We start from the raw sequence: 26,493 nt of genomic DNA on the forward strand, positions 1-26,493 counted from the left end.
GAGGAAACTCCGCTGCAGCACCACCCGGATCACCGCCGTCGTCCGTGCCGTCGTCGCACTCGAACTCGCCACCTGATCGAGATGGAAAAGGCTCAGTGGCCGCTGGTGCCAGCCTGGTTCTGACGCGCGGATCTGTCGGTCAGGTAGCTGCGCCAGCTGTGGTGTGGGAGCTGTTCCTGCCCGAAGAGTGGGCGGACTCGATGCTTTGAGGCCCACAGACATAGGGCGGCCTCGGATCTCGGAGGCCGCCCCGATGCGGGGCCCGTACCTATGTTGCGTCGCCGTCTTCCTCTAGTGATTTGGCAGTTCGCGGCTTCCTCATGACCGTCGATGCAGCCGTGATATCGGCGGTGGATCACCTCCGGTGAGTTGCCGACCCGCCGGGCCACCCTCAGCGATCGGCACCCCCGCGTTCAACCATCGTGTGATGCACACGTGCCGCAGGTCGTAGGGGCGCCTTGCCAGCGGCGAGGCAACTCGCTCCGGCGGGAGCGCATATCCCCGCGCCTCCTCCCACACCCGCCAGTACGTGGAAAGAGCCGATCACTCCCCCGCGCTCGTTCCCGAAGACGCGCCCTTCCTTCGCCGTCCCGAACACCTTCAGGTGAGTCTCAAGGATCGCGACCAGGATGGACGGGATCGGGACCGGCCGGTCGGTGGTCGCTTCCCGCGCCTTCAAGCCTCGGCGGTCGTGCCGCTCCCCGGAGTCGGTCCACTTGCCGGAGACGGGGCGACTCTCCCGCAGCGTCAGCGTGCCCCAGCCCGCCGCCGGCAAGTGGCAGTCCGACCACCGGATGCCTCCTGCCTCAGCGTGCCGGAGCCCCGCGTAGTACAAGACCGCACAGAAAGCCACCAGGCGACGGCCGCGACAGCGGTCCCAGGACCCGACGTAAGAGACGGCGGCGAGCAGCTGCCCCGCCTGTACAGCGTTCACAAGGACGCGCCGGTCCACCACGTCGTTGGAGCCGCCGTGCTTCCGGCGGACGCGCTGTAGCGGGTTCTCCGGGAGCCCCCCGACGACCACGGCATGTCGCTAGGCACTAGCGACCTGAGCAGGGGGATATGGGGTGCTAGCGGTGCCGCTAGCCCTAGCGAGGTGTGCCGCTAGGTCTAGCGGCGAGGCTCAGTCAGCCTGCGTTCCGATTTCCGTCACGCTCCGCGACGGAGGCGGTGGTGCGGGCGGGGGGTGATCGACGCAATCACTCCGGAGCCGTGTGCGGAGGTTTCGAATCCTGCCGGGGACACCCTGTATGAGGTGCCCAAAGACCCCGTCACCAGTGGAGACGCTGAAGCCGAGGTCTTCGCGGTATGTGCAGCCATATGCCGCCCGAAGCAGCCGTATGACAGGGTCCGTGGACTCAGCACCCCGATTGCCCGAGAGTAAGGCCCCGTGTCGGCCCCGGCGTGAATGCGGAACCGTCTACTCCCTCAGGCCGGGGGCACGTGGTGCTCATGACACTGGCTCGCTCATTACCCGACGATGCCACCGAGTGGTGGTTCTACCTCGGTACGTTCGTTCTCTACGCACTCGGCCGGTGGTTCTTCGCCTGGCGGCAGGCTCGACGCGAGGGTAACAACCATCCTGTGCGCGCCGCGCTCGCCGAGGAGGACGATCCTGGTGCGGTGAATGCGGCACTGGCGGGTGGGTTCCGCTCCTATCGGCAGTTCTTCGGCTTCGTCGTCAGCGCCGTCGCCGTAGTCGTGGTTGCCGCCCTGACAGGTGGCCGACTTCGCGTCACACTGCTGTGGATCATTGTGCCGCTGTTGGTGATAGCGCTGTCGTACCTCGACTTCCGTCAGGGCCGGAAAGCGCGCTCAAGTGCTGGGTAGGGGGCCAGGGGCAGTCGCAGGAGCGCGCCGCCCGGCCTCACTCCTACTCGCACAACGACTCCTCGTGCCGCTACCGACGCAGTTCCACGGTGATGTGCGGGGACAGTGCGCGGAGGAAGTCGGGGGCGTCGAAGAGTGCTCCTGCCGACAGGACGCCGGAGGTGTGGGGCCGGGCCGTGAGGATGCGGTTGGTCGCTTCGACTACGAGGGGGGCGGTGATGGCGTAGATGTCCTGGCCGCGGGCTGTGGCGCGGCGTTCGGTGTGGCCTGAGCGGATGAGGACGTCGACGAGGAAGGTTTGAGCGGAGCGGCCGCGGTCGTCGATCGGGGACGGTGTCGGTGTGTCGGGGGACGCGATGTCCCGGGCCGCCTCGACCGTCATGTAGGTGGTCACTTCGGGGATGGAGAGGTGGCTGGGGATGGTTACGACGTCGGCCATGGTGAACTCACCGATGACGGGGCGGGGGCCCATCGGGGCGGGGAAGGGCCAGTTCAGGGTGGGTGGGGTGTCGTGGCGGTGCTCCAGCCGGCCGTTGGTGTAGCGGATGCGTCGGCCGCCTCGGCGGTGGCGGGAGACCGCGCCCGCCGTGCGGGTCCCGGGTGTGGGGTGCCAGTTGCTCAGTCCGTAGGCGATGTGGGCCTCGTCGGCCGCTGTCCAGTCGCCCATCGTCGCGGTGGCCAGCAGGTCGCCCAGGCCGCCGAAGAAGGCCATCGCCGGGACGATCACCGCTTGCGCGTCCCGTGCCCGGTCGGCGAAGTGCGCGAAGGTGTCGACGTTGGCCTCGATCTCGGCCGCCACGTCCAGATAGGGGATCCCGGCTCGCAGGGCCGCCTCGATCACGGGGGCGGCCGTCGTGGCGAAGGGGCCGGCGCAGTTGATGACGGCCGCGGTGCCGGCCAGAGCGCGGTCGAGGGAGGCCGGGTCGTCGACGGATGCCGGGCGGGCGTGCAGGCCGGTTTCGTACGCCAGCGCCTTCAGCTTGTCGGCGTCTCGGCCGGAGAGTACCGGGAGGAACCCACGTTCCCTCAGTTCCGTCACCACGAACCGCCCGGTGTGCCCGTATGCGCCGAACACCGCCACTGTCTGGCCCGATTGCATGGTTCTCCCCGTACTCGAATGATGCGCTGCGGTCTGTCACGGACATCCTGGCGAGGATCGGCACCTGACCAGGAGTGTCCGGAACGCCATGGCTCATACAATTCCGGACATGACCACTGTCGCGCTGGCCGTCACCGACGGCATGCTGCAGTTCGAGCTGGCCCTGGCGTGCGAGGTGTTCGGAGCCGATATGACCGGGGTGGCGGACCCCTGGTACCGCCTCTCGGTCTGCGGACCGGCGGCCGTGCGGGTCGGCCGTTTCCGGTTGGAGCCCGATCACGGACTCGACCGCCTCCCGCACGCCGACACCGTGATCGTCCCGGGCTGGGCCGACGTCGGCCAGGACCCGCCGGCCGAGCTGATCGACGCGGTGCGCGCGGCCCACGAGGCGGGCGCACGCGTGGCCTCCCTCTGCACGGGTGCCTTCGTGCTGGCGGCCGCCGGGCTGCTGGACGGCAAGCGGGCGACCACGCACTGGGCGCACACCCGGGAGCTGGCCGAGCGTCATCCCCGGGTGACGGTGGATCCGGACGTCCTCTACGTGGACAACGACAGCGTGCTCACCTCCGCAGGCAAGGCCGCCGCCATGGATCTGTGCCTGCACCTCGTCCGCGTCGACCACGGCTCGTCGATCGCCAACACGCTGGCCCGCCGCCTGGTCGTGCCGCCGCACCGGGACGGCGGCCAGGCCCAGTTCGTGAACACCCCGGTCCCCGCCCCGGACAACTACCCGCTCGCCGGACTCTTCCCCTGGGTGATCCAACGGCTGGACCATCCGCTCACCGTGGAGGACCTGGCCCGCCAGGCGGGGATGAGCTCGCGCCACCTGGGCCGTCATTTCAGGGCGGTGACAGGTACCACCCCGCTGCAGTGGCTGCTCACCCAACGGATCCGTCACGCACAGGAGTTGCTGGAGACCACCGACGACACCGTCGACACCATCGCGGCGGCGACCGGCATGGGCACCGCCACGACGCTGCGCCGGCACTTCAATCGGACGGTGGGTGTGCCGCCGGACACCTACCGCCGTACCTTCCGCTCGCGGCCCCGGCCCGGCCCGGCCCGAGCCATGGCGGCGACAGCGCCGACGCCCTGAGACATGAGGGGCAGGCCCACGCGGGGTTATGGCTTCGGCCGGGGCGCCGCGCGACGCCGGGGTGGGGTGAAGGTGTACAGGTCGAGGATCGCGGGCTGGGGAGCGATGCCGGGGCCGCCCGCTCGTATCCAGGTGGCGATGTCCTCCGTCGCCTCGGGGTCGTTGACCAGGCCGAGCCAGACGGGGCGGGCGCCGGCGGCGCGGGCGGCCGGGGAGGGCTGGACGACGATCACGTTGGCCTGGTCGCATACGTCGAGGCAGGTGGAGACGCGTACGGGCACCACCTCGGCGAGACGTGCGGTTTGCGCCGCGTGATCGACGCCGGGCACTTTGGGGGTGCCGCAGCAGCAGTCCCGGCACACGACGACCCGGCACGGCACCGGGTCGGCCGGTGCCTCCGCCGCGGTCGTCTCGTCAGTCGGCCTCGCGGACATGCCGAACCGCCCTCCTCTCCGGGGAGATCCGCCCCGGTGGTCGTCGAGGAGGCGACCGCGTGAGTCTCCTGGCTCTCGGGTCGTCGCTCGTCCCGGTCTTCCCGCCCGTGTCCGGGCGGTGACCTGTGCGGGATCCGCTCGCCGATCACAGTGGCGGGACCGCGCCGGATTCACACCGGCTTCCTCGTTCCGCCGTCGCCTTGTCGCCGGGCATCATCGCATCCGGACCGACACCACGTCACCACCGGCGTCCGCAGGGTCAGGTGGCGGTCGCGGTCGCCGAGGCCCGGCCCGCCCGGCGGCCGGAGAAGAGGCAGCCGCCGAGGAAGGTGCCCTCCAGCGAGCGGTAGCCGTGGACGCCGCCTCCGCCGAAGCCCGCGACCTCGCCGGCCGCGTACAGGCCGGGGACCGGGTCGCCCGAGGCGTTCAGGACACGGCGGTGCGGGAGATACGCGAGTTGCCCCTGCGGCGGCAGGGGTGTTACCGGCGATAGCCCAGGGGACCTCCCGCGGCCAGAGTGCTGCTTACATGAACTCCGCGCCGCCAAAAGGGAGTTGACGCTGACCGCGGTACGCCCCGTAGGCTGGCCGGTGCAGCTGGTTCGCCCCGTCCGCCAGGCGGGATGCGTCGCAAGAGGGAACCCGGTGGGAATCCGGGACTGCCCCGCAGCGGTGAGCGGGAACGACCGCCGTCATACGCACTGGGCCCCACGAACGGGGCCTGGGAAGCGACGGCCAGTAGGTGTCTCGTACGAACGACCTCGTACAAGCTGTACGACCTCGTACGGCAAAGACGTGCCCGCGAGTCCGAAGACCTGCCAACTGCCCGTGTGCGAACGACTCGTGCGCGGACATCCCGGTGACCTCGAGGGCGGGTCGGCGTACACACCAGGTCGCCCCTTCGCGCTCTCGTCCCGTCCCCGGGATCTCAGGGATTCATCTCGCGAAGGAGATCTCCGTGACCACCAGGACCGCAGCCGCGGCAGCACGGGCCACCGTGTACGGCTACCCCCGCCAGGGACAGAACCGAGAGCTGAAGAAGGCGATCGAGGGCTACTGGAAGGGGCGTGTCACCGCCGACGCCCTCCAGGCCACGGCCGCCGGACTGCGCCGCGCGAACTGGCGGCAGCTGGCCGGGGCAGGCATCCACGAGGTGCCCACCGGCGACTTCTCGTACTACGACCATGTCCTGGACACCACCGTCATGGTCGGAGCCGTGCCCGCACGCCATCGAGCCGCCGTCGACGCGGACGCCCTGGACGGATACTTCGCCATGGCGCGCGGCACCCAGGACGTGGCGCCGCTGGAGATGACCAAGTGGTTCGACACCAACTACCACTACCTGGTGCCCGAGCTGGGCCCGGACACCGTCTTCACGGCCGACTCCACCAAGCAGGTCGCGGAGCTGAGGGAGGCGCTCGCCCTGGGCCTGACCGCCCGACCGGTACTGGTCGGGCCGGTCACCTACCTGCTGCTCGCCAAGCCCGCCCCGGGCGTGCCCGCGGACTTCGTCCCGCTCACCCTTCTCGACCGGCTGCTGCCGGTGTACGCCGAGGTCCTCGCCGACCTGCACGCGGCGGGCGCCGAGTGGGTTCAGCTGGACGAGCCCGCCCTGGTCCTGGACCGTACGCCGGCCGAGCTGAACGCCGTCGCACGCGCCCTCCGCGGCCTCGGCGCCCTCACCGACCGGCCGAAGCTGCTGGTCGCCTCGTACTTCGACCGGCTCGGCGAGGCCCTGCCGGTGCTGGCCAAGGCGCCGGTCGACGGTCTCGCCCTGGACTTCACCGAGGCCGCCGCCGCCAACCTCGACGATCTCGCCGCGGTCGGCGGTCTGCCCGGCAAGCGCCTGATCGCGGGTGTGGTCAACGGCCGCAACATCTGGGTGAACGACCTGGAGAAGTCCCTGAGCACCCTCGGCACCCTGCTCGGGCTGGCCGGCCGGGTCGACGTGTCGGCCTCCTGCTCCCTGCTCCACGTGCCGCTCGACTCCGCCCCGGAGCGGGACATCGACCCGCAGATCCTGCGCTGGCTCGCCTTCGCCCGCCAGAAGACGGCCGAGATCGTCACCCTCGCCAAGGGGCTCGCCCAGGGCACCGACACGATCAGCGCCGAACTCGCCGCCAACCGCGCCGACCTGGCCTCCCGGGCGAGTTCGTCGGTCACTCGTGATCCCGCTGTACGGGCCCGCGCCGCCGCCGTCACGGAGGCCGACGCCCGCCGCTCCCAGCCGTACTCCGCACGGGCCGCGGCTCAGCGGGCCCACCTCGGGCTGCCGCTGCTGCCGACCACCACCATCGGCTCCTTCCCCCAGACCGGCGAGCTGCGCACCGCCCGCGCCGATCTCCGCGCGGGCCGGACCGACACGGCCGGCTACGAGGACCGCGTCAGGGCCGAGATCCAGGAGGTGATCTCCTTCCAGGAGAAGACCGGCCTGGACGTCCTCGTGCACGGTGAGGCCGAACGCAACGACATGGTCCAGTACTTCGCCGAACAGCTGACGGGCTACCTCGCCACACGGCACGGCTGGGTGCAGTCCTACGGCACCCGCTACGTCCGCCCGCCGATCCTGGCCGGGGACATCTCCCGTCCCGCGCCGATGACCGTGCGCTGGACGACGTACGCCCAGTCCCTCACCTCCCGCCCGGTCAAGGGCATGCTCACCGGCCCGGTCACCATGCTCGCCTGGTCCTTCGTCCGCGACGACCAGCCCCTCGGCGCCACCGCCCGGCAGGTCGCCCTCGCTCTGCGCGAAGAGGTCGACGACCTGGAGGCGGCCGGGACCTCGGTGATCCAGGTGGACGAGCCCGCGCTGCGCGAGACGCTGCCGCTGCGCGCCGCCGACCGCGCGGTGTACCTGGCGTGGGCCACCGAGGCGTTCCGGCTCACCACCGGCGGCGTACGGCCGGACACCCAGATCCACACCCACATGTGCTACGCCGAGTTCGGCGACATCGTCCAGGCCATCGACGAGCTCGACGCCGACGTCATCAGCCTGGAGGCCGCCCGCTCCCATATGCAGGTCGCCCGCGAGCTCGCCGCCCACCGCTACCCGCGCGAGGCGGGACCGGGTGTGTACGACATCCACTCCCCGCGCGTGCCGAGCCCGCAGGAGGCAGCGGCCCTGCTGCGCACGGGGCTGGAGGCCGTCCCCGCCGAACGGCTGTGGGTCAACCCCGACTGCGGGCTGAAGACCCGCGGCTGGCCCGAGACCCGCGCGTCCCTGGAGAATCTCGTCGCCGCGGCCCGAACGGTCCGTGCGGAGCTCTCCGGCTCCTAGAAGCCCCTTGCCCGGCCGAGAGGGCCGCACGCCCGGCCCTCTCGGCCGTGATGCCGTACCCAGACACGTCCGTACGGGCCGTGCGCGAAGGACAGGAGCGAAGGCATGACCAGCCGTGTCACCTTGATCTCACCGGCGGCGAACCGGTCCCTGCGGGAGGCGCGGTTCGACGACGGCAGTCCGCTCGACGCGAGGGGCGCGGCCCGTGCCCGGTCCGCCGCCTCCGCGCTGCGCGCCGCAGATCAGGTGCTGGTCTCCCCCAGCCCGCGCTGCCTGCAGACCGCCGAGGCCCTCGGTCTCGACGCCGCACGGGCTCCGGAGTTGGCCGGCCTGGACGTCGGCCGCTGGCGGGGCCGGACGCTCGGCGAGGTCGGCGCGGCCGAACCGGACGCTCTCGCCCGCTGGCTGGCGCGGCCGGACGCCGCACCCCACGGCGGCGAGTCGGTACGTGCCCTGTGCGCACGCGTCGCCCGCTGGCTGGACGCGTCGCAGGAGACGCACGGCAGAACCGTCGCCGTCGTGGAGCCGGAGATCGTACGGGCCGTGGTGATCAAGGTCCTCGACGCGCCCGAGGCGACCTTCTGGCGGCTCGACGTCCCGCCGTTGACGGCGACCGAGCTCAGCGGGCGAGCCGGGCGCTGGAACCTGCGGCTGGGGCGGGCGCTCGGCGAGGGGCAGGCGGACGCCGGGGACTGACGGGGCGATCATCCGGTCACCGGCAGGTCGGTCACGGCCGGCGCGGTGAGGTGGAGGAACGTTCCTGTCCCGGATCCCGTCCGGCGGCTCCACCGCGGTGGCGGACGAGGAGCGCCGCCACCGCGCAGCGCAGGCATTCCGTGTCCGGGTGCGTGCCCTCCGACGCCGTCGGGTGCGGGCCGGGACAGCCCTCCGCCGGACCGCCCACCAACTTCTCCAGCTCGCACAGCAGTTCCTCACCCCGCCGCACCCGCTGCGCCAGCACTCGTACGCGGGCGCTCTGGCCGCCGATCTGCCGTCTGCTGGCGATCAGTCGCTCGTACTCCGCCACGGTCAGCGCCACCGCCTCCCGGCCGCCGAGCGTGATGTGCCGCGGTTGTGGTCGTCTGGCCACTCGGGTCCTCCGCCCAGGTCCCTCACTGTCGCCGTCGACGCGAAAGGGCCCCCGGGATGGTTCCGGCGGCCCCTCTGCGCCTGCTCACGCGCAACTGCGGTGCGGTTCTTCTCAGTGCGGTACGGGAGTCGCCTGCGCGGGCGCCGCGACCGCTGCGGGACGCGGAGCCAGCAGACGCTGTGCCAGTTCACCGAAGACCAGCCCGAAGCCGGTCCACAGGGTGAGCTGGATGGCGAGGGCGGAGAGCCGGAACCGCCACAGCAGCATGGCCGGGAACTCCTTGGGCACCTCGTTGACGACCGGCAGGAACGCGAACGCGATTCCGATCACGAGGACGAAGGAGGCGACGGCGGCCACGGTGGCGTACCAGTTGCCCCACCTGGGTGCGAGGCGCTTGCCGAGGATCACGGACCCGACGGCGAGCAGCACGCTGAGCAGCATCATCAGGAAGTACAGGGTGGTGCGCTTGCCGATGGTGTCGGGGTCGCCGACCGACGGCGGGTTGGCCGGGTACTTCAGGAACGGTACGACGTACACGGCGAGCAGTGCCGCTCCGGACAGCAGCAGCGCCGTGGCCCGCGGGCTGAAACGGCCGACCCTGCCGAGGGCGAAGCAGTAGGCGAGCGCGGCGATGCCGCCGAACGCGACCCCGTAGATCAGGACGCCGGTGGCGAGACCCGCGGTGGACTGCAGGGAACGGGAGACGAGCTCCATCTCGTGCTCGTGGGAGTGGGCTTCCTCGAAGCTGATCGCGCTGTCGACGTTCGACTCACCGAGGAAGTAGGCGACGGCGAGGGCGAGCACGCCGGCGGCAAGGCCGGCGAGCATGCCCCGCACGAGAAGGTTCCGTACGGTTGCGGAGTTCATGGGTGCGCGGCGCCCCTCGTCAGTGGCAGGGGAAGCCGAGCAGGTGGCGGGCGTCGTGCACCCACTCGTGGACGTCCTCGCCGGAGACGACGGAGGTGGCGCCCTGCTCGGCGCCGACGAAGTACAGCAGGACCAGCATCAGGATGCCGAAGAACGCCGCCCACGGAGCGATCGCCTTCAGTGGCAGCTTGGCGGGAACGACGGGGTTGGTGGCTGTCGGCTGGGCGACGGTCTGCGCCATGGCAGGCCCTCCTCTGGGAGTTCGCGTCCCATCTCGGTGGTGCACAGGACGACAGCTGCGGGTCTGACTCACGCGCGGGCCGCCCGTTCGGGCGGTCCGTGTCGTTCACAGTGGCGCGACCGTGCCGGACTCTCACCGGCTTCCGCCATGCCGTCGTCGATATCGCACAGACCGTACCGCGTGACGGGAGCATGGCCAAGACCGCGCCATCGGCTTCGGCAGCGGAAGGCCCCCGCGAGCAGGTCGCTCGCGGGGGCCCTTCGTTGTGCCGCCTGCCGGTGATGGTTGAGAAGACGATCACGAGCAGGACATCTGTGCGGGTGACGAGGTCAGGGCGCGAGCAGCAGGCTGTCGCCGCGCTCCTTGGCGACGACGTAGCGCATGGCCACGTCCTGCCAATCGACCACCTGCCACATGGCCTCGATGAAGTCGACCTTCTGGTTGCGGTACTGCAGGTAGAAGGCGTGCTCCCAGGCGTCGAAGACCAGGATGGGGGTGGAGCCCTGGCCGACGTTGCCCTGGTGGTCGTAGACCTGCTCGACGATCAGCCGGCCGCTGAGCGGCTCGTAGGCGAGGACGCCCCAGCCGGAGCCCTGCGTCGTGGCCGCCGCCTTGGACAGCTGCGTCTTGAAGCCCGCGAACGAGCCGAAGGACTCGGCGATCGCGTCCGCGAGCTCGCCCACGCCGTCCTTCTCCAGCGGCTCGCCGCCGCCGTCGCCCGTCATGTTGTGCCAGTAGATCGAGTGCAGGATGTGCCCGGAGAGATGGAAGGCCAGGTTCTTCTCCAGGCCGTTGATCGAGCCCCACGACTCCTTGTCCCGCGCCTCCGCGAGCTGCTCCAGCGTGTCGTTCGCACCCTTCACATAGGCCGCGTGGTGCTTGTCGTGATGCAGCTCGATGATCTCGGGGCTGATGACGGGGGCGAGCGACGCGTAGTCGTACGGGAGCTCCGGGAGCGTGTAAACCGCCATGTGCAAGGCCCCTCCGCGTTATTGCGAGCAATATGCAGTTGCACAATAACAGCAAGAAACGGAGTGCCGTGCTCGGACGGCTCAGGCGGAGCGCTTGCGGGAGGCCGTCTTCTTGGCCGCGGTCTTCTTGGTGGCCGTCTTCTTCGTGGTCGACTTCGCGGTGGACTTCGCGGCCGTCTTGGATGCCGCCGCCTTGGACGTCGACTTGCGGGCGGGGGTCGCCGTCTTCTTCGCGGCGGTCTTCTTCGCGGTGGACGTCGACTTCTTGCCGCCCGTCTCCTTGGGGGCGGCGCGGGTGAGGGATCTGACGTCGGCCGGCTCCTCGCCGCGGGACTCCTTCGCCGCCCGGACGCTGTTCTCCAGGGCCGCCATCAGGTCGAGCACCTTGCCGCCGGAGGGTGGGGCGGGGGCCTCCGGTGGGGTCTCGCCGGCCGCCTTGGCGGCGATGACCTCCTCCAGGGCCTCGCGGTACTCGTCGTGGAGGTCCTCCAGGTCCACCTCGCCGAGGGTGTCCATCAGCGCGTCCGCCAGGTCGAGTTCCTTGTCGCGGATCGTGACGTCGACGTCCGGGGCGACCCCCTCGGGGGCGCGGACCTCGTCCGGCCAGAGCAGACCGTGCATGGCGATGGCGTCCTCCACCACCCGCAGCATGCCCAGCCGCTCCCGGCCGCGCAGGGCGTACTTGGCGATGGCGACCTTGTTGCTGCGCTTCAGCGCCTCCCGCAGCAGGGTGTACGGCTTGGCCGCCGGGGCGCCGCTGGCCGCGAGGTAGTACGCGGCGTCCATCTGGAGCGGGTCGATCCGCCCGGCCGGCACGAAGGCGACGATCTCGATCGTCTTCGCGGTCGGGATCGGCAGGCGGGTCAGATCCTCGTCCGTGATCGGGATGATCGAGCCGTCCGCGTCCTCGTAGCCCTTGCCGATCTCCCCCTGGCCGACCTCGCGGTCCTCCAGTTCGCACACCTTGCGGTAGCGGATGCGGCCGCCGTCCTCGGTGTGGATCTGGCGGAAGGAGATCGAGTGGCTCTCGGTGGCGTTCACCAGCTTGATCGGAATGCTGACGAGACCGAAGGAGATGGCGCCGTTCCATATGGATCGCACGTACAGAACCTTTCCGACGTTTCGTCCAGCTTTGTCATAATTCGCGTGGGATTCTCATGATATGACGCCGATCACAGAGGTGGAGGGGCGGAGGGTCGCGCTCAGCAACCTGGAGAAGGTGCTGTATCCGGCGACCGGCTTCACCAAGGGGGAGTTGCTGCACTACTACGCGACGACGGCACAGGCGCTGCTGCCGCATCTGCGGGACCGGCCGGTTTCCTTTCTGCGCTACCCGGACGGGCCGGACGGGCAGGTCTTCTTCACCAAGAACGTGCCGCCCGGTACGCCCGAGTGGGTCACCACCGCCGAGGTGCCGCGCTCGGAGGGGCCGGCGCGGATGGTGCTGGTGCAGGACCTGGCCTCGCTGATGTGGGCGGCGAATCTCGTCGCCGAGTTCCACACCCATCAGTGGCTGATCGGGGATCCCGGTGAGGCCGACCGGCTCGTCTTCGACCTCGATCCCGGGCCGCCGGCGCATGTCGTGCACTGCTGCGAGGTCGCGTTGTGGCTGCGGGAGCGGCTGGCGGCGGACGGGATCGAGACGTACGCGAAGACCTCCGGGTCGAAGGGGCTGCATCTGCTGGCGGCGGTGCGGGGGGCGTCTCCGGATCGGGTGTCGGAGTACGCGAAGGGGCTGGCCGTGGAGGCGGAGCGGGCCATGCCGCGGCTGGTGGTGCACCGGATGACGCGGAGTCTGCGGCCGGGGAAGGTGTTCGTGGACTGGAGTCAGAACGCCGGGCGGAAGACGACGGCGGCGCCCTACACCGTGCGGGCGCGGGCCGAGCCCTGTGTTTCGGCACCGGTCACGTGGGAGGAGGTGGCGCAGTGCCGAAGTGCCCGGCAGCTGGTGTTCGGGGCCGGGGACATCGCCCCGCGGTTGCAGGACTTCGGGGACCTGCTGGCCCCGTTGCTGGACGTTCGACGTGCCCGTCCGCTGCCGTGACCGCGGCTGAGCGGGTCCGCGGCACCGCCCAGGTCACACCCTCTCCCACGTCCCCCGGTCCCGCGCCATCCCGTGCAGCGCCTCCACGTCCGCCGGCTTCAGCACGCCCCCCAGCCGGGCCAGCCCCTCGATCTCGGTCTCCCGCAGGACGCGGATCTCGCGCAGGGGTACCGGTACCGACACCTCCGTCGCGCCCACCAGGGCGAGGACGGGGCGGACCTCGGCGGTGAGGGCGTACGAGGCGCGGTCGGCGGCGGTGCGGACGCGGCGCAGGAGTGGCAGCGGGTCGCGGCGGCCGAGGGTGACCAGGGGATCGGTGACCAGGACGCGTTGGCGGCGGGCGGAGACGGCGTGGAGGGCGAAGAGGCCGCCGGGGCCGATCACCAGGTGGTGGATGCGGTCGCCGCCGGGGAGGGGGACGGAGTGCAGGGTGTGCCACCCCGCGCCGTCGAGGCGGTCGAGGGCCTCGCCGACCGTCTGCTCGGCCGCGAGGGCGCGGCGGCGCGGGTCGGGGCGGAGGCGGTGCGGTGGGGCCGGGTCCCGGTCGAGGGAGACGAGCAGGGCCTCGCCGGGGCGGTTGGGGGCCAGGTCGTCGTCGGGGTGGAGAGTGAGGCGGGCGAGTTCGGCGGGGGTCGGGACCGGCGGCGGGCCCACGGTGACGGGGCCGGTGATGAAGGGACCGAGGGCGCGCAGTACGTCCTCCCTGCGCTCCTCGCTGAGCAGGTTGACCCGGCCCGCCTCACGGTCGTACCAGGCGATGTTGCCGCCGTCCGCGCGGCAGACGTACAGCCGTTCGTGACCGTGCCGCCAGGTCGGCACGACGCGCAGTCCGCTCATGCGCCATCACCCCTTGACCATGGGAACAGGCGGGGTGCTCCAGGGGCAAGAACCCGGCTACCTTTGACAGCGGTGGCGAGCGGAGTGGGGAGGCGCCGTTGCGGACCCGCGGGAGGCAATCCGAGGTACCGGCTCCGGACACCCCGTGGAGCGAGATCGTGCCGGGCCTGTGGATGGGCGGGCACGAGTTCCGGAGCTCCTCGGGGCAGGTGGAGTTCGCCGTCGTACGGGACGAGTTCGATCTCGTACAGACGCTGCTGCGACTTCCGGGGCACGGTCCCGACGCGCAGGTGGAGCACCATGTGTGGCCGATTCCCGACGGTCCGCTGGACGGCACGCAGCTCGCGGGCGTGATCCGGCTGGCCCGGGCGGCCAACGAGGCGCTGGACGCGGGCCGCAAGGTCCTCGTCCGCTGCTACCACGGCTACAACCGCTCGGGTCTGGTCGTCGCGCACGCCCTGATCCACCGGGGCCGGTCCGCCGAGGAGGCGATCCGGCTGGTCCGCGCCCGCCGTTCCCCCTGGGCGCTGCACAACGAGCTGTTCGTCGAGTACCTGCGCGCGGGCCTGGCGACGGCCCGGCTCCTGGAGGAACTGGCCGAATAGCGCGGCCCCGGGGGCGAGAAGCCGGGCAGCGGAGTGATCGTTTCTGCGGACGAATAGGGTGTGCGGGGCCCTCGCACCGCCCTGCCACCGAACAGTTCGAGCCACCCCGTACGCGTCACAGGAGTACCGTGCCCCGCACTCGTCCGATCCGGACCGCCCTCGCCGCCGGTGCCGTCGCCCTCGTGGCGGTGTCCGTGACCGGCTGCGGTGACTCGGGCGGCCTGCGCGGCGCCGGGACGACCCCGACCGCGATCAGTCCGGCGAAGCTCTGGCCCGACCTGCGCCCGGCGTCCAGCCCGGCCTGGCCCTACGACGAGGCGAGCACGGAGACCGTGAAGGGCGTCACCGTGCCCGGCGACGACATCCACGAGGCCGATCCGGGCGCGGTCGTCCGCGCGGAGATCGCGGCGCACCCGGACGACTACGGCAGCAAGGGGGCGTACCACGCCACGGTGGCCCGGATGGACGACTGCGACCCGGGCGGGGAGGCGCGCCGGTGTCCGCTCCTGAAGGCGTACTACCGCGACCTCACCGGGGACGGGCGCGACGACATGACGCTCGGCTTCCGGCTGTATCCGACCAACCAGACGGCCGTGCGCGTCTACACCGTCGAGCACCACAAGCTGGTGCAGGTGCTGGCCGACAACGACGCGATCGTCGGGGTGGAGCTGGCCGGGCGGGCGGTGATCGTCCGCTCCCCGGCGGGGATCACCGGGTACGAGTACCGCACCACCTGGACCTGGGACCCGGACCAGCGCGCGATGGTCTTCTCCCGCGACGAGTTCCTGCGCACCGGCAAGCGCAAGCACCCCCGTACGCACTCCCCCCGCCCCACCCTGTCCCCCTCGGCGAGCCCGCGGTGAGACTTCCCCAGTGGGCCGGGACCCTGGCCGCCAAGACCGCCGCCTTCATCACGGTGATGTGCTGCGCGCTGGCCGCGCTGCTGGGCGTGCTGGTGCATGTCTCGGTGACCGACCAGACGGTGGGCCAAGCCCGCGAGCAGGCGCTGGACCGGCTGACCGACGCGACCGCGGCCTACCGGGCCGGGGACGCCCTGCCGCCCGGCGCCGGGGTGGACCCCGCGGGGCTGCCGGGGCCGCTGCGGGCGCTGGCGCTGTCCGGGGAGCGCGGCACCATGGTCGCCACGCACCGGGGGCGGCCCACGATGTGGGCGGCGGGCCCGGCCGAGGGCGGGCGGGCGCTCGCGGTGGAGGTCGACCACTCGCAGCAGGCGAACACCATCGCCGGTCTGGACCGGGCGATCCTGTGGTCGTCGGTGCTGGCCATCGGGGCGACGCTGCTGTTCGGCGCGATGGCGGTGACCCGGGTGACCCGGCGGCTGCACGGCACGGCGCGGGTGGCCCGGCGGATCAGCGCGGGCGACCTGGACGCCCGGGTGCACGACCCCCGTACGAAGGACCCGACCCGGCCGCCGGACGAGGTGGCCGCGGTCGCGGCGGCGCTGGACACGATGGCCTCGTCGCTGCAGAGCAAGCTGCTGAGCGAGCAGCGGTTCACCGCGGACGTGGCGCACGAGCTGCGCACTCCGCTGACCGGGCTGCACGCGGCGGCCGAGCTGCTGCCGCCGGGACGTCCGACGGAGCTGGTGCGGGACCGGGTGGCCGCGCTGCGCACGCTCACCGAGGACCTGCTGGAGATCTCCCGGCTGGACGCCGGCCGGGAACGGCTGGAGACGGACGGCGAGGAGCTGGGCACACTGGCCGGGCGGGTGGTGCGGGCGTCGGGGACGGACACCGAGGTGCGCGTCGAGCGGGACGCGCGGGTGGAGACCGACCGGCGGCGACTGGAGCGGGTGCTCGGCAATCTCGTGGCCAACGCGCACAAGCACGGGCGCACGCCGGTGGTACTGACGGTGGACGGGCCGCGGGTCACCGTGCGGGACCACGGGGACGGCTATCCGGAGTACCTGGTGCGGCACGGCCCGCAGCGGTTCCGTACCGAGGGCGGGTCGAAGGGCCACGGGCTGGGGCTGACGATCGCGGTGGGCCAGGCGGAGGTGCTGGGTGCCGCGCTGACCTTCGCCAACGCCCTGGACGGCGGGGCGGTGGCGACCCTGACACTGCCTCGGACACCGCCCCGGCGGCCCGCGCTGCCGGATTGCTGACACCCCCGGGCGAACACAACACATAAGACGCACCATTTGGGTAAGTTCCGGACATGACCAAGGCCGGAACCACCGTGGCAGCGGCGCAGTCCCCCGCACCCGCCGTACGCCTCCCCCGGCGCCGTGGCATCGAACTCACCCTGATCCTGCTGGCCGTCCTGCTGTCCGTGTCCGGCTACTGCGCCGTGGGCCTGGCCAGGCACGGCACCCTTCCGCCGGGAGCCGCCGGCTACGGCGCCGGGCTCGGTGTGCTCGCCCTGCTCGCGCACATCGCGGTCCGGCTGCGCGCCCCCTGCGCCGACCCCCTCCCGCTGCCGATCGGCGTGCTGCTCAACGGCCTCGGCCTGGTCCTGATCTACCGGCTCGACCTGGAGACGCCGGGCGAGCGGGCGGCGCCCGCCCAACTCGTGTGGTCCGCACTGGGCGTGGCGCTGTTCACCGCGGTCGTCCTGCTGCTGCGCGACCACCGGGTGCTCCAGCGCTACGCCTACCTCTGTGTGGCCGCCGCCCTCGGTCTGCTCACGCTGCCGATCCTGTTCCCGGCGGTGAACGGCGCCCGCATCTGGATCCGGATCGCCGGATTCTCCATCCAGCCGGGCGAGTTCGCCAAGGTGCTGCTCGCGGTGTTCTTCGCCGCGTACCTGGCGGCCAACCGCGGCGCGCTCGCCCACACCGGCCGCCGGATCGGGTGGATCCAGCTGCCCACCGGCCGGGTCCTCGGCCCGATCGCCGCCATCTGGCTGGTGAGCGTCGGCGTCCTGGTGCTGGAGCGCGACCTGGGCACCTCACTGCTGTTCTTCGGCCTGTTCGTGGTCCTGCTGTACGTCGCCACCGGCCGTACCGGCTGGATCGCGGTCGGTCTGCTGCTCGCGGTGCTCGGCGCGGTCGCGGTGGGCCGGCTGGAGCCGCATGTGCACGCCCGCATCCAGGACTGGCTGCACCCGTTCGCCACGATCGACGCGGGCCAGGGCCCCAACCAGCTCGCGCAGTCGCTGTTCGCGTTCGCGGCCGGCGGCGTCCAGGGCACCGGCCTGGGCCTGGGCCACTCCATCCTGATCGGCTTCGCGGCCAAGTCGGACTTCATCCTGGCGACGGCGGGCGAGGAACTGGGCCTGGCGGGCCTGGCGGCGGTCTTCCTGCTCTACGCCCTGCTGGTGGAGCGCGGCTACCGGGCGGGCCTCGCGCTGCGCGACCCGTTCGGCCGTCTCCTCGCGGTCGGCCTCGCCTCGATCGTCGCGCTCCAGGTGTTCGTGATCGCGGGCGGGGTGACCGGCCTGATCCCGCTGACCGGTATGGCGATGCCGTTCCTGGCGCAGGGCGGCTCGTCCGTGGTCACCAACTGGGCGATCGTGGCCCTGCTGATCCGGGTGAGCGACTCGGCCCGGCGGCAGTACGACGGGCAGGAGGCCCCGTGACGAAACACATCCGGTACGCCGCCGCGCTCTGCGCGCTGCTGCTGGTGGCCCTGCTGGCCAACGCCACCCGTGTTCAGGTCGTCCAGGCCCGCTCCTACGACGACAGTCCGGCCAACCGCCGTGCCGCGATCGCCCGTTACCAGCAGCCGCGCGGGAACATCCTGGTCGACGGCGAGCCGGTCACCGGCTCCGTCGACACCGGGGAGCAGCTGCGCTACGAACGCACCTACGGGCAGGGCCCGTTGTACGCCCCGGTCACCGGCTTCTCCTCGCAGCGGTACGGGACGACGTTCCTGGAGCACACCGAGGACGCGGTGCTGTCCGGCGCCGACCCGATGCTGTCGCCGTTCCCGCTGTGGAACGAGGTCACACGGGCGCGGAACCCGGGCGGGGACGTCGAGACGACCCTCGACCGCGACGCCCAGGAGGCGGCGTACGCGGGTCTGGGCGCCCGCAAGGGCGCGGTGGCCGCGGTCGAGCCGGCCACCGGCCGCGTCCTGGCGCTGGTGTCCACCCCGTCGTACGACCCCGCCGAACTGTCCGGGAACGGCGAGGCGGTGGAGTCGGCCTGGGCCCGGCTCAACGACGACCCGGAGAAACCGATGCTCAACCGGGCGGTGCGGCAGACGTATCCGCCGGGCTCCACCTTCAAGGTGGTCACCGCGGCGGCGGCCCTGGACGCGGGCGTGGTCACGGACCTGGACGAGCGGACGACCTCCCCCGACCCCTACACCCTGCCCGGCACCCGGACCAGGCTGACGAACGAGGCCGACGGCTGCGCGGACGCCTCGGTGCGGGTCGCCTTCGCGTGGTCGTGCAACACGGTGTTCGCCAAGCTGGGGGTGGACGTGGGCGCCGAGCGCATGCGGTCCACGGCCGAGGCCTTCGGCTTCAACGACCGCGGCCTGAGGGTCCCCTTCTCGGTCGCGCCGAGCACCTTCGACGCCGGCGCGGACCGGGCGCAGCTGGCGCTGTCCTCGATCGGGCAGTACAACACCCGGGCCACCCCGCTGCAGATGGCGATGGTCGCGGCGGCGGTGGCGGGCGGCGGGCAGCTGCGGCCGCCGTACCTGGTGGAGCGGACCGTCCGCGGGGGCGGTGAGACCCTCGCGGCGTCCGGGCAGCGTCCGGCGCGCCAGGCGATGCGGCCCTCGACGGCCGCCCGGATGCGGGAGCTGATGACCGACGTGGTGGAGGAGGGCACCGGCGGCAACGCGGCGATCCCCGGGGCCACGGTCGGCGGCAAGACCGGCACCGCCCAGCACGGCATCGGCAACTCCGGGGTGCCGTACGCCTGGTTCGTGTCCTGGGCGCAGGCCGACGGCGACGTGGAGCCGAAGGTGGCGGTCGCGGTGGTGGTGGAGGACGCGTCGGCCAACCGGGGGGACATCAGCGGCGGCGGCGTCGCGGCGCCGATCGCCAAGGCGGTGATGAGGGCGGTTCTCGGTCTGTGAGACGCGGGTACCGCGCGGCGGGCGAGCCGCCCTACCGTCCGGTCATGACCACACCCGCAGCCACCCATGAACTCGCCCAGGTCAACATCGCCCGCCTCAAGTTCCCGCTGGACTCACCGCAGTTGAAGGACTTCGTCGACGCGCTCGACCCGGTGAACGCCGTGGCGGACGTCGCCGACGGCTTCGTCTGGCGGCTGCAGAGCGAGTCCGGCAACGCCACCGACGTACCCGTCTTCGGCGACGAGTGGCTGATCGTCAACATGTCGGTGTGGCGGGACACGAACGCACTCACCGCGTTCATGTACCAGGGACAGCACCGGGAGTTGCTGGCCCGGCGCCGCGAGTGGTTCGAGCGGGTCCAGGAGGCGGTGACGGCCCTGTGGTGGGTTCCGGCCGGTCACCGCCCCACGGTCGCCGAGGCGGAGGAGCGGCTGGTGCGGCTGCGGGCGCAGGGGCCGACGCCCTACGCCTTCACGCTGCGTACGCCGTTCCCGCCGGCGGAGGGCGAGGGGGAGGGGACCCTGGCCGTCAGCCGATCGGTTTGATCATTTCGGAGCGGATCGTGAGGGTCTTCTTCGCGGCGGCCCGAAGGTCGACGTCGGACGGGTCCTGAGTCATGGTCGCCGTGGTCACCTCGGCGACCGAGGCGCCCGTGTTGTCGTCGGCCCAGCCGCACACCGGCACGGTGATCTTCGTGCCGAGCTGCTCCTGGGTGAGCACCTCGCAGCTGATGGTGATGCCCAGGTCGAAGTCCTTCGCCGGTACGGCGAGAGTGGCGCCGTCGCCCTTGGCGGCGCCCTTCATCATGTTGTCCCGGGCTTCGTCGGTGTTCTTGAACCGGCCGTACATGCCCGAGATCACGAGGGTGCCCTTGGTCTCTTCGCCGCCTGGGCTGTAGCGGCCGACCACGGCCCTGGTGACCTTGGCGTCCCAGGCGCCGTCCGCCTCGTCCTCGATCTTCTGGCCCTCGGAGTCGGAGAGGTCCTCGACGAGTTGGTACTTCTCGTCGAGCAGCACCTTGGGCAGGGTCAGCCTCATCTTCGCCTCGGGGAAGCCGCTGTCGGCCTGGGCCCCGATCAGCGCGAGCGCCACCACGATCGCCACGAGCACGCCGACGCCGCCGCCCACGATCCCGAGCACCAGGCCGACCCGCCGCTTCGGGGGCGGCGGCACCATCACGGGCGCGCCGCCCCAGCCGGGGTACGGCTGCTGCTGGGGGTACGGGGTTCCGTACGGGCCGGGGGGCGGCTGCTGGCCGTACGCGGGCTGCGGGTACGGCTGCTGCGGGTACGGGGGTTGCGGCTGCTGCGGGTACGGGGGGCCGTAGGGCTGCTGCGGCTGCTGGGGCGGCGGAGGCATGGACACGCCAGCACGCTACTGCACCCGGGTGAGCGGTCAGAATTCGGCCGTGCCCGAGGCGCCCGCCTCGATGGCCTGCCCCACCTCCGCCACCCGTTCCCGCTCCTCCGCCGCGAACCGCTCGGCGTCCAACCGCTCCGCGATCTCCTCGTCCTGGGTCATGAGGAGGTCGAGGTTGGAGTCGCCCATCTCGAACACGCCCAGGTCGACGTAGGCCTGCTGGAGGCGTTTGCCCCACAGGCCGATGTCCTTGACGCAGGGGACGATGCGGCTGAAGAGCAGCTTGCGGAAGAGCTGGAGGAACTCGGAGCGCTCGCTGAACTCCTCGGCCTCCGCCTTCGGGATGCCGAAGTTCTCCAGCACCTCCACGCCCCGCAGGCGGTCGCGCATCAGATAGCAGCCCTCGATGACGAACTCCTCGCGCTCGCGCAGTTCGGCGTCGGTGAGCTGCTTGTAGTAGTCCCGCAGCGCCATCCGCCCGAAGGCGACGTGCCGGGCCTCGTCCTGCATCACATAGGCCAGGATCTGCTTGGGCAGCGGCTTGTCGGTGGTGTCCCGGATCATGCCGAAGGCGGCCAGGGCGAGCCCCTCGATCAGCACCTGCATACCGAGGTAGGGCATGTCCCAGCGGGCGTCGCGCAGGGTGTCGTCGAGCAGGGACTGGAGGTTGTCGTTGATCGGGTAGAGCAGCCCGATCTTCTCGTGCAGGAAGCGGCCGTAGATCTCGGCGTGCCGGGCCTCGTCCATGGTCTGGGTCGCCGAGTAGAACTTGGCGTCGAGGTCGGGGACGGACTCCACGATGCGCGCCGCGCAGATCATCGCGCCCTGCTCGCCGTGCAGGAACTGGCTGAACTGCCAGGAGGCGAAGTGCTGCCGCAGCTCGCCCTTGTCCCGGTCGGTCATCTTCGCCCAGTACGGCGTCCCGTACAGGTTCATCGCCTCGTCGGGGGTGCCGAGCGGATCGTACGGATCGACCTCCAGGTCCCAGTCGATGCGCCGCTGCCCGTCCCACTGCTTGTCCTTGCCCTTCTGGTAGAGGGCGAGCAGCCGGTCGCGGCCGTCGTCGTACTCCCAGCTGAACCGTGCGGCGCCGCTCGCGGGTACCTGCCAGTGCGGGTCGCCGGGGTCTTTGGCGTACAGGTCGTAGGTCGGCATACCTCGCAGGCTCACACGTAGACGGCGAGTCAACAAGTGGTGCGCAGGGGATTGACGGCCTTGCTGACAGGCAGTCTCATAAGAGCCGCAGGAGATGTGGACCAGGGCAACGAGGTGGGACAGCCATGACGACCGTGACGGAAGCCGACGCGCTCGCGGGACTGCGCGACGCGCTGGGCCTGCTCAAGGACCGGGAGCAGGTGGCCGAGCGGCTGCTCGCCTCTTCCGCCAAGCATTCCTTCGACCCGGACCGGGAACTGGACTGGGACGCGCCCTTCGAGGAGGGCAAGTGGTTCTGGCCGCCGGAGCTGGTGTCGCTCTACGGCACCCCGCTGTGGCGGCGGATGAGCGAGGAGCAGCGCATCCTGCTCTCCCAGCACGAGGCCGCCGCGCTCGCCTCCCTCGGCATCTGGTTCGAGATCATCCTCATGCAGCTCCTGGTCCGGCACATCTACGACAAGGCGGCGACGAGCGCGCACGTCCGGTACGCGCTGACGGAGATCGAGGACGAGTGCCGGCACTCGAAGATGTTCGCCCGGCTGATCTCGCGGGGCGACGCGCCCTGGTACCCGGTGAGCCGGGCCCACCAGAACATGGGGCGGCTGTTCAAGACGGTCACCACCACCCCCGGCTCCTTCACGGCGACCCTCCTCGGCGAGGAGGTCCTGGACTGGATGCAGCGGCTGACCTTCCCGGACGAGCGGGTGCAGCCCCTGATCCGGGGCGTCACCCGCATCCACGTGGTCGAGGAGGCCCGCCACGTCCGCTACGCCCGCGAGGAACTGCGCCGCCAGATGGTGACCGCGCCCCGCTGGTCCCAGGAGTTCACCCGGGTCTCCTCCGGCGAGTTCGCCCGCATCTTCTCGGTCGCCTTCGTCAACCCCGACGTGTACACCAACGTCGGCCTCGACAAACGAGAGGCCATGGCCCAGGTGAAGGCCAGCGCCCATCGCCGAGAGGTCATGCAGACCGGCGCCAAGCGCCTGACGGACTTCTTGGACGACATCGGCGTCCTACGGGGCGTCGGCCGACGGTTGTGGAGGTCATCGGGCCTGCTCGCCTGACGTCCGGAGGGTTACGCTGCGGTTCATGACCCCCGCCGCGCCCACCCCCGCCTACCGTCGGCTGAGCGTCGAGGAACGCCGTAGTCAGTTGCTCGACGCCGCGCTGTCCCTCTTCGCGCACCGCGCCCCCGAGGACGTGTCGCTGGACGACGTGGCGGAGGCGGCGGGAGTCTCGCGGCCGCTGGTGTACCGGTACTTCCCCGGCGGCAAGCAGCAGCTGTACGAGGCCGCGCTGCGCTCCGCCGCCGAGGAGCTGGAGCAGTGCTTCGACGAGCCCCGCGAGGGCCCGCCCCTCCCCCGGCTGCACCGCGCCCTCGACCGCTATCTCACCTTCGTCGACGAGCACGACGCCGGCTTCACCGCCCTCCTCCAGGGCGGCAGCGTCGTGGAGACCTCCCGGACCACCGCCATCGTGGACGGCGTGCGACGGGCCGCCGCCGAGCACATCCTCAGCCACCTCGGCGTCACCCGGCCGGGCCCGCGCCTGCGGATGACCGTCCGGATGTGGATCACGGCCGTCGAGGCGGCCTCCCTCATCTGGCTGGACGAGCAGAAACAGCCGCCCGGGGACGAACTGCGCGACTGGCTGGTGGAGCAGTTCGTGGCCGTGCTGACGGTGACCGCGGGCCGCGACCCCCAGACGGCGGCACTCGTCGCCGGCCTGTCCGAAGATGGCTGAGACTGGTCCCGTGAAGAGTCAGGACACCCCCTTCGAGGGCGGCCCCATGGACGGGCGCGTGCTCCCGGTACTGCTGGGCATGACCGGCCAGCCCCCGAAGACGTACCGCATCCCGGTCCCGGACGCCCACGGCGGCCCGCCCACGGTCCTCGTCTACCGCCGCGTTCCCCGGGGCCAGAGCAGGCGGCTGGGGCTGGTGCAGGGCTGGAAGTACGTGTACGACCCCGAGGGGAAACAGGGCGGCCAGGTCACCTGGCCCTGGTCGAAACCGCGAAACGGGCCGGACACCACGCCGAACGGCAAGCCGGACGACACCGCCGGGTGAATCGGTTGCCCCGAACGGCGTACATCCGGCGCCCGCCCGGGCCCACCCGTCCCATGCTCACGGTGCGGATAAGAAGAAAGGCGGATGATCCGCCTACCGCACCGGAGGTGATGACGTGTCAGGAAGACTTCTCGGCCTCGCCTGTACGGCCGCCATGGCGGCCCATGCCGCCCTCGCACCCGCCCCCGCCGCGGCCGCGGCACCGGACCCCCAGCCCTCCCTGGCCCAGCTGCTGACCGACCTCCAGCGGCTGTACCGGCAGGCCGAGCAGGCCACCGAGACCTACGACGCCACCGAGGAGAAGCTGCGGGCCCAGCGCGCCGAGGTCGACCGGCTGAACCGGGAGCTGGCCCGCGCCCGCCTCTCCCTGCAGGCCGGCCGGGGCGCCGCCGGCCGGCTGGCCCGGCAGCAGTACCAGGGCAGCACCAACATCTCCCCGTACGTACGCCTGCTGCTCGCCCGCGATCCGCAGCACGCGCTCGACGAGGGCCATGTGATCGGGCAGTTGGCGCGTGAGCGGGCGAGGACCGTGGGGCGGCTGACGAACAGCCGGCAGCGCAGCGACCGGCTGGCCCGCCAGGCACGCAAGGCGCTCGACCAGCAGCTCACCCTCGCCGAGCGGCAGAAGAAGGCACGCGACGACGTGCGCTCCCGGCTCGCCGAGGTGGAGAAGCTGCTCGCCTCGCTCAGCGCCGAACAGCTCGCCGCGCTGGCCGAGTTCGAGCGCGACGGGATCGCCGACGCGCAGAAGAAGTTCATGGCCTCCGGCGCGCTCAGCGGCGAACGCGCCCCCTCCCCCGAGGGCGACCGGGCGGTGCGCTATGCCGTGCGGCAGCTCGGGAAGCCCTACGAGTGGGGTGCGCAGGGCCCGGAGGCGTACGACTGCTCGGGGCTCACCTCGCAAGCCTGGGGGCACGCCGGAGCCCCGATCCCCCGCACCAGCCAGGAACAGTGGGCCGAGCTCCAGCACATCCCGCTCGCCGAGCTGCGCCCCGGGGACCTCGTCACCTACTTCCCCGACGCCACCCACGTCGCCCTCTACCTCGGCGACGGCATGGTCGTGGAGGCACCGCGCCCCGGCGACCAGATCAAGGTCTCACCGATCGGGGCCAAGCCGGTACTGGGCGCCGTACGCCCGGACCCGGAGGGAAAACCCCTCCAGCACTACACCCCGCCGGAGGTGACCCCCCAGGGGCTCCGGGAACCGAGCGACCAGCCACGGACGACCTGAAGCCGCGACTAGGCCCCCGCCACCGACCCCAGGTACGCCTCGGTCTTCGCCGGCTCGTAGAAGAAGTTCTCGAAATCGGCCGGATCGTTGAACCCGTTCGCGAACCGGTCGGCCACCGGCTGCATCTGACCAGCCGCCCCGATCAGGTTGAGGATGTGCTCCGGCGGCGGAGCCAGCATCGCGTTCGTCCACTTGGTGACGTGCCGCGCCGTCTCCCAGTACCGGTCGAACGTCCCCCGCATCCACTCCTCGTCGAAGGGCTTGTCGCCCTGCTCCAGGATGGAGGCGAGGTACGAGGCCGCGCACTTGGCCGCCGAGTTGGAGCCCTGGCCGGTGATCGGGTCGTTGGCCACGACCACGTCGGCCACGCCGAGCACCAGGCCGCCGCCGGGGAGCCGGCCGATGGGGTTGCGGACGGTCGGGGCGTAGCGGCCGGAGAGCGTGCCGCCGGCGTCGGTCAGCTCGACCTTGGTGGCCCGCGCGTACTCCCAGGGCGTGAACCGCTCCATGAGTTCCAGGGTCAGGGAGAGGTGCTCCGCCGGGTCCTTGACGCCGTGGAAGACGTCCAGCGGGCCGCCGGGTATGCCCTCCCAGAACAGGATGTCGGCGGGCCCGGAGGTGGTCAGGGTCGGCATGATGAACAGCTCGCCGACGCCCGGGACCAGGTTGCAGCGCACGGCGTGGAAGTCCGGGTGCTCCGGGCGCGGGCCCAGGCCGTGGACGTAGGCGACCGCGAGGGCGCGCTGCGGCTCGGTGTAGGGGGACCGCTCGGGGTCGCGGGCGAACATGGACACCAGCTCGCCCTTGCCCGCCGAGACCAGCACCAGGTCGTAGGTACGGGAGAAGTAGTCGAGGTCGGAGACCGCCGCGCCGTGGATGACGAGCTGGCCGCCGCGCTGCGCGAACGTCTCCATCCAGCCGGCCATCTTCACCCGCTGGTCCACCGACTGGGCGTACCCGTCGAGCCGGCCCACCCAGTCGATCACGCGCTGGGTCGGGCCCGGGTCGTGCGAGCCGGGGGCCGCGACCGAGACGCCGAGTCCTTCGATCTTCGGGGCCTGGGACTCCCAGAAGTTCAGCTGGAGATCGCGCTCGTGCCCCAGTGCCGTGTCGAACATGCACTGCGTGGACATGACCCGGCCGGAGCGGATCTCGTCCGCGGTCCGGTTGGACATCAGGGTGACCTCGTACCCGTGCGACTGGAGGCCGAGGGCGAGCTGGAGGCCGGACTGGCCGGCTCCCACGACGAGTATCTTCCGCATGCGGGTGGTGCTCCTAAATGGCGACTGCTCGGGG

General features: G+C 71.6%; 26 protein-coding genes, 1 pseudogene and 2 riboswitches. Of the genes and pseudogenes, 15 read left to right on the top strand and 12 right to left on the bottom strand.

What is annotated here, in order from left to right; all coding sequences use genetic code 11:
- Nucleotides 1-1,446 precede the first annotated feature (1,446 nt).
- Entirely contained in the window at nt 1,447-1,830 is a 384-nt protein-coding gene (locus tag ACZ7L0_RS04775) for a hypothetical protein (RefSeq protein WP_471240981.1), read from the top strand.
- 70 nt (nt 1,831-1,900) lie between these two features.
- Here ACZ7L0_RS04775 and ACZ7L0_RS04780 read toward each other — a convergent pair whose 3' ends face one another.
- The gene (locus ACZ7L0_RS04780) at nt 1,901-2,929 is read right to left on the bottom strand and encodes a saccharopine dehydrogenase family protein (protein WP_471240982.1); all 1,029 of its coding nucleotides are present in this window, start codon (nt 2,927-2,929) and stop codon (nt 1,901-1,903) included.
- A gap of 109 nt (nt 2,930-3,038) precedes the next feature.
- Between ACZ7L0_RS04780 and ACZ7L0_RS04785 the strand changes: the two genes are divergently transcribed.
- The gene (locus ACZ7L0_RS04785; RefSeq protein WP_471240983.1) at nt 3,039-4,025 is read left to right on the top strand and encodes a helix-turn-helix domain-containing protein; all 987 of its coding nucleotides are present in this window, start codon (nt 3,039-3,041) and stop codon (nt 4,023-4,025) included.
- A 26-nt stretch (nt 4,026-4,051) separates the two neighbouring features.
- On the opposite strand, the gene ACZ7L0_RS04790 is transcribed toward ACZ7L0_RS04785, so the two are convergent.
- Both ACZ7L0_RS04790 and ACZ7L0_RS04795 read right to left on the bottom strand, forming a co-directional pair.
- Nucleotides 4,052-4,459, bottom strand: a complete 408-nt coding sequence (locus tag ACZ7L0_RS04790) for a (2Fe-2S) ferredoxin domain-containing protein (RefSeq protein ID WP_471240984.1) — start codon at nt 4,457-4,459, stop codon at nt 4,052-4,054.
- 41 nt (nt 4,460-4,500) lie between these two features.
- Nucleotides 4,501-4,690, bottom strand: a riboswitch (cobalamin riboswitch).
- 28 nt (nt 4,691-4,718) lie between these two features.
- Nucleotides 4,719-4,895 (bottom strand): annotated as a pseudogene (locus ACZ7L0_RS04795) (FAD-binding protein); the annotation flags it as partial.
- Nucleotides 4,896-5,039: 144 nt separating this feature from the next.
- A riboswitch (cobalamin riboswitch) is annotated at nt 5,040-5,295 on the top strand.
- Between the two features lie 121 nt (nt 5,296-5,416).
- Here ACZ7L0_RS04795 and metE point away from each other — a divergent pair.
- Both metE and ACZ7L0_RS04805 read left to right on the top strand, forming a co-directional pair.
- Entirely contained in the window at nt 5,417-7,735 is a 2,319-nt protein-coding gene (metE, locus tag ACZ7L0_RS04800; RefSeq protein ID WP_471240985.1) for a 5-methyltetrahydropteroyltriglutamate--homocysteine S-methyltransferase, read from the top strand.
- 105 nt (nt 7,736-7,840) lie between these two features.
- Nucleotides 7,841-8,431, top strand: a complete 591-nt coding sequence (locus tag ACZ7L0_RS04805; protein ID WP_471240986.1) for a histidine phosphatase family protein — start codon at nt 7,841-7,843, stop codon at nt 8,429-8,431.
- A 31-nt stretch (nt 8,432-8,462) separates the two neighbouring features.
- On the opposite strand, the gene ACZ7L0_RS04810 is transcribed toward ACZ7L0_RS04805, so the two are convergent.
- The 5 genes from ACZ7L0_RS04810 to ku all read right to left on the bottom strand — a co-directional run bounded on the left by ACZ7L0_RS04810 (nt 8,463) and on the right by ku (nt 12,005).
- A complete protein-coding gene (locus ACZ7L0_RS04810) occupies nt 8,463-8,825 on the bottom strand; it encodes a hypothetical protein (RefSeq protein ID WP_471240987.1) in 363 nt (120 codons plus the stop codon).
- 111 nt (nt 8,826-8,936) lie between these two features.
- Complete coding sequence (locus ACZ7L0_RS04815; RefSeq protein WP_471240988.1) at nt 8,937-9,692, bottom strand: CbtA family protein; 756 nt, start codon at nt 9,690-9,692, stop codon at nt 8,937-8,939.
- Between the two features lie 19 nt (nt 9,693-9,711).
- On the bottom strand, nt 9,712-9,933 hold the full coding sequence (locus tag ACZ7L0_RS04820) for a CbtB domain-containing protein (protein ID WP_471240989.1): 222 nt from the start codon (nt 9,931-9,933) through the stop codon (nt 9,712-9,714).
- A 329-nt stretch (nt 9,934-10,262) separates the two neighbouring features.
- On the bottom strand, nt 10,263-10,904 hold the full coding sequence (locus tag ACZ7L0_RS04825) for a superoxide dismutase (protein ID WP_471240990.1): 642 nt from the start codon (nt 10,902-10,904) through the stop codon (nt 10,263-10,265).
- An 81-nt stretch (nt 10,905-10,985) separates the two neighbouring features.
- A complete protein-coding gene (gene ku / locus ACZ7L0_RS04830) occupies nt 10,986-12,005 on the bottom strand; it encodes a non-homologous end joining protein Ku (RefSeq protein WP_471240991.1) in 1,020 nt (339 codons plus the stop codon).
- A 61-nt stretch (nt 12,006-12,066) separates the two neighbouring features.
- Between ku and ligD the strand changes: the two genes are divergently transcribed.
- Complete coding sequence (ligD, locus tag ACZ7L0_RS04835; RefSeq protein ID WP_471240992.1) at nt 12,067-12,948, top strand: non-homologous end-joining DNA ligase; 882 nt, start codon at nt 12,067-12,069, stop codon at nt 12,946-12,948.
- Nucleotides 12,949-12,981: 33 nt separating this feature from the next.
- Here the strand turns inward: ligD and ACZ7L0_RS04840 are convergent, their stop codons facing one another.
- Nucleotides 12,982-13,785 (bottom strand): nuclease-related domain-containing protein, encoded by an 804-nt coding sequence (locus ACZ7L0_RS04840; RefSeq protein WP_471240993.1) that lies wholly within the window; start codon nt 13,783-13,785, stop codon nt 12,982-12,984.
- Between the two features lie 98 nt (nt 13,786-13,883).
- On the opposite strand from ACZ7L0_RS04840, the gene ACZ7L0_RS04845 reads away from it, so the two are divergent.
- The 6 genes from ACZ7L0_RS04845 to ACZ7L0_RS04870 all read left to right on the top strand — a co-directional run bounded on the left by ACZ7L0_RS04845 (nt 13,884) and on the right by ACZ7L0_RS04870 (nt 19,929).
- A complete protein-coding gene (locus ACZ7L0_RS04845; protein ID WP_471240994.1) occupies nt 13,884-14,390 on the top strand; it encodes a protein-tyrosine phosphatase family protein in 507 nt (168 codons plus the stop codon).
- A 128-nt stretch (nt 14,391-14,518) separates the two neighbouring features.
- The gene (locus ACZ7L0_RS04850) at nt 14,519-15,253 is read left to right on the top strand and encodes a hypothetical protein (protein WP_471240995.1); all 735 of its coding nucleotides are present in this window, start codon (nt 14,519-14,521) and stop codon (nt 15,251-15,253) included.
- A gap of 56 nt (nt 15,254-15,309) precedes the next feature.
- Nucleotides 15,310-16,515 carry an ATP-binding protein gene (locus ACZ7L0_RS04855; RefSeq protein WP_471241584.1) on the top strand — a complete coding sequence of 402 codons (1,206 nt, stop codon included), beginning with the start codon at nt 15,310-15,312 and terminating at the stop codon, nt 16,513-16,515.
- Between the two features lie 53 nt (nt 16,516-16,568).
- Entirely contained in the window at nt 16,569-17,930 is a 1,362-nt protein-coding gene (locus tag ACZ7L0_RS04860) for an FtsW/RodA/SpoVE family cell cycle protein (RefSeq protein ID WP_471240996.1), read from the top strand.
- The gene (locus ACZ7L0_RS04865; RefSeq protein WP_471240997.1) at nt 17,927-19,384 is read left to right on the top strand and encodes a penicillin-binding transpeptidase domain-containing protein; all 1,458 of its coding nucleotides are present in this window, start codon (nt 17,927-17,929) and stop codon (nt 19,382-19,384) included. The genes ACZ7L0_RS04860 and ACZ7L0_RS04865 overlap by 4 nt, the downstream gene beginning before the upstream one ends.
- A gap of 44 nt (nt 19,385-19,428) precedes the next feature.
- Entirely contained in the window at nt 19,429-19,929 is a 501-nt protein-coding gene (locus ACZ7L0_RS04870) for a DUF3291 domain-containing protein (RefSeq protein ID WP_471240998.1), read from the top strand.
- Here ACZ7L0_RS04870 and ACZ7L0_RS04875 read toward each other — a convergent pair.
- Both ACZ7L0_RS04875 and ACZ7L0_RS04880 read right to left on the bottom strand, forming a co-directional pair.
- Nucleotides 19,913-20,743 (bottom strand): hypothetical protein, encoded by an 831-nt coding sequence (locus ACZ7L0_RS04875; RefSeq protein ID WP_471241585.1) that lies wholly within the window; start codon nt 20,741-20,743, stop codon nt 19,913-19,915. The two genes, ACZ7L0_RS04870 and ACZ7L0_RS04875, sit on opposite strands and share 17 nt — an antisense overlap.
- Nucleotides 20,744-20,779: 36 nt before the next feature.
- Nucleotides 20,780-21,898, bottom strand: a complete 1,119-nt coding sequence (locus ACZ7L0_RS04880) for a ferritin-like domain-containing protein (protein ID WP_471240999.1) — start codon at nt 21,896-21,898, stop codon at nt 20,780-20,782.
- A gap of 125 nt (nt 21,899-22,023) precedes the next feature.
- Here ACZ7L0_RS04880 and ACZ7L0_RS04885 point away from each other — a divergent pair, with 125 nt between their 5' ends.
- The 4 genes from ACZ7L0_RS04885 to ACZ7L0_RS04900 all read left to right on the top strand — a co-directional run bounded on the left by ACZ7L0_RS04885 (nt 22,024) and on the right by ACZ7L0_RS04900 (nt 25,197).
- Nucleotides 22,024-22,962 (top strand): AurF N-oxygenase family protein, encoded by a 939-nt coding sequence (locus ACZ7L0_RS04885; RefSeq protein ID WP_471241000.1) that lies wholly within the window; start codon nt 22,024-22,026, stop codon nt 22,960-22,962.
- Nucleotides 22,963-22,987: 25 nt separating this feature from the next.
- On the top strand, nt 22,988-23,641 hold the full coding sequence (locus ACZ7L0_RS04890; protein ID WP_471241001.1) for a TetR/AcrR family transcriptional regulator: 654 nt from the start codon (nt 22,988-22,990) through the stop codon (nt 23,639-23,641).
- A gap of 10 nt (nt 23,642-23,651) precedes the next feature.
- Nucleotides 23,652-23,966 carry a hypothetical protein gene (locus ACZ7L0_RS04895; RefSeq protein WP_471241002.1) on the top strand — a complete coding sequence of 105 codons (315 nt, stop codon included), beginning with the start codon at nt 23,652-23,654 and terminating at the stop codon, nt 23,964-23,966.
- A 115-nt stretch (nt 23,967-24,081) separates the two neighbouring features.
- Entirely contained in the window at nt 24,082-25,197 is a 1,116-nt protein-coding gene (locus tag ACZ7L0_RS04900; RefSeq protein WP_471241003.1) for a C40 family peptidase, read from the top strand.
- An 8-nt stretch (nt 25,198-25,205) separates the two neighbouring features.
- Here the strand turns inward: ACZ7L0_RS04900 and ACZ7L0_RS04905 are convergent, their stop codons facing one another.
- A complete protein-coding gene (locus tag ACZ7L0_RS04905) occupies nt 25,206-26,459 on the bottom strand; it encodes a styrene monooxygenase/indole monooxygenase family protein (RefSeq protein ID WP_471241004.1) in 1,254 nt (417 codons plus the stop codon).
- Nucleotides 26,460-26,493 lie beyond the last annotated feature (34 nt).

It is taken from the genome of Streptomyces sp. NPDC039424 (genome assembly GCF_055639495.1).

Coding starts and splice junctions, on each gene's coding strand:
- ACZ7L0_RS04780 (WP_471240982.1), bottom strand. CDS start 2,929: ATGCAATCGGGCCAGACAGTGGCGGTGTTCGGCGCATACGGGCACACC.
- ACZ7L0_RS04785 (WP_471240983.1), top strand. CDS start 3,039: ATGACCACTGTCGCGCTGGCCGTCACCGACGGCATGCTGCAGTTCGAG.
- ACZ7L0_RS04790 (WP_471240984.1), bottom strand. CDS start 4,459: ATGTCCGCGAGGCCGACTGACGAGACGACCGCGGCGGAGGCACCGGCC.
- ACZ7L0_RS04805 (WP_471240986.1), top strand. CDS start 7,841: ATGACCAGCCGTGTCACCTTGATCTCACCGGCGGCGAACCGGTCCCTG.
- ACZ7L0_RS04815 (WP_471240988.1), bottom strand. CDS start 9,692: ATGAACTCCGCAACCGTACGGAACCTTCTCGTGCGGGGCATGCTCGCC.
- ACZ7L0_RS04820 (WP_471240989.1), bottom strand. CDS start 9,933: ATGGCGCAGACCGTCGCCCAGCCGACAGCCACCAACCCCGTCGTTCCC.
- ACZ7L0_RS04825 (WP_471240990.1), bottom strand. CDS start 10,904: ATGGCGGTTTACACGCTCCCGGAGCTCCCGTACGACTACGCGTCGCTC.
- ligD (WP_471240992.1), top strand. CDS start 12,067: ATGACGCCGATCACAGAGGTGGAGGGGCGGAGGGTCGCGCTCAGCAAC.
- ACZ7L0_RS04840 (WP_471240993.1), bottom strand. CDS start 13,785: ATGAGCGGACTGCGCGTCGTGCCGACCTGGCGGCACGGTCACGAACGG.
- ACZ7L0_RS04855 (WP_471241584.1), top strand. CDS start 15,310: ATGTGCTGCGCGCTGGCCGCGCTGCTGGGCGTGCTGGTGCATGTCTCG.
- ACZ7L0_RS04860 (WP_471240996.1), top strand. CDS start 16,569: ATGACCAAGGCCGGAACCACCGTGGCAGCGGCGCAGTCCCCCGCACCC.
- ACZ7L0_RS04870 (WP_471240998.1), top strand. CDS start 19,429: ATGACCACACCCGCAGCCACCCATGAACTCGCCCAGGTCAACATCGCC.
- ACZ7L0_RS04875 (WP_471241585.1), bottom strand. CDS start 20,743: ATGCCTCCGCCGCCCCAGCAGCCGCAGCAGCCCTACGGCCCCCCGTAC.
- ACZ7L0_RS04880 (WP_471240999.1), bottom strand. CDS start 21,898: ATGCCGACCTACGACCTGTACGCCAAAGACCCCGGCGACCCGCACTGG.
- ACZ7L0_RS04885 (WP_471241000.1), top strand. CDS start 22,024: ATGACGACCGTGACGGAAGCCGACGCGCTCGCGGGACTGCGCGACGCG.
- ACZ7L0_RS04890 (WP_471241001.1), top strand. CDS start 22,988: ATGACCCCCGCCGCGCCCACCCCCGCCTACCGTCGGCTGAGCGTCGAG.
- ACZ7L0_RS04905 (WP_471241004.1), bottom strand. CDS start 26,459: ATGCGGAAGATACTCGTCGTGGGAGCCGGCCAGTCCGGCCTCCAGCTC.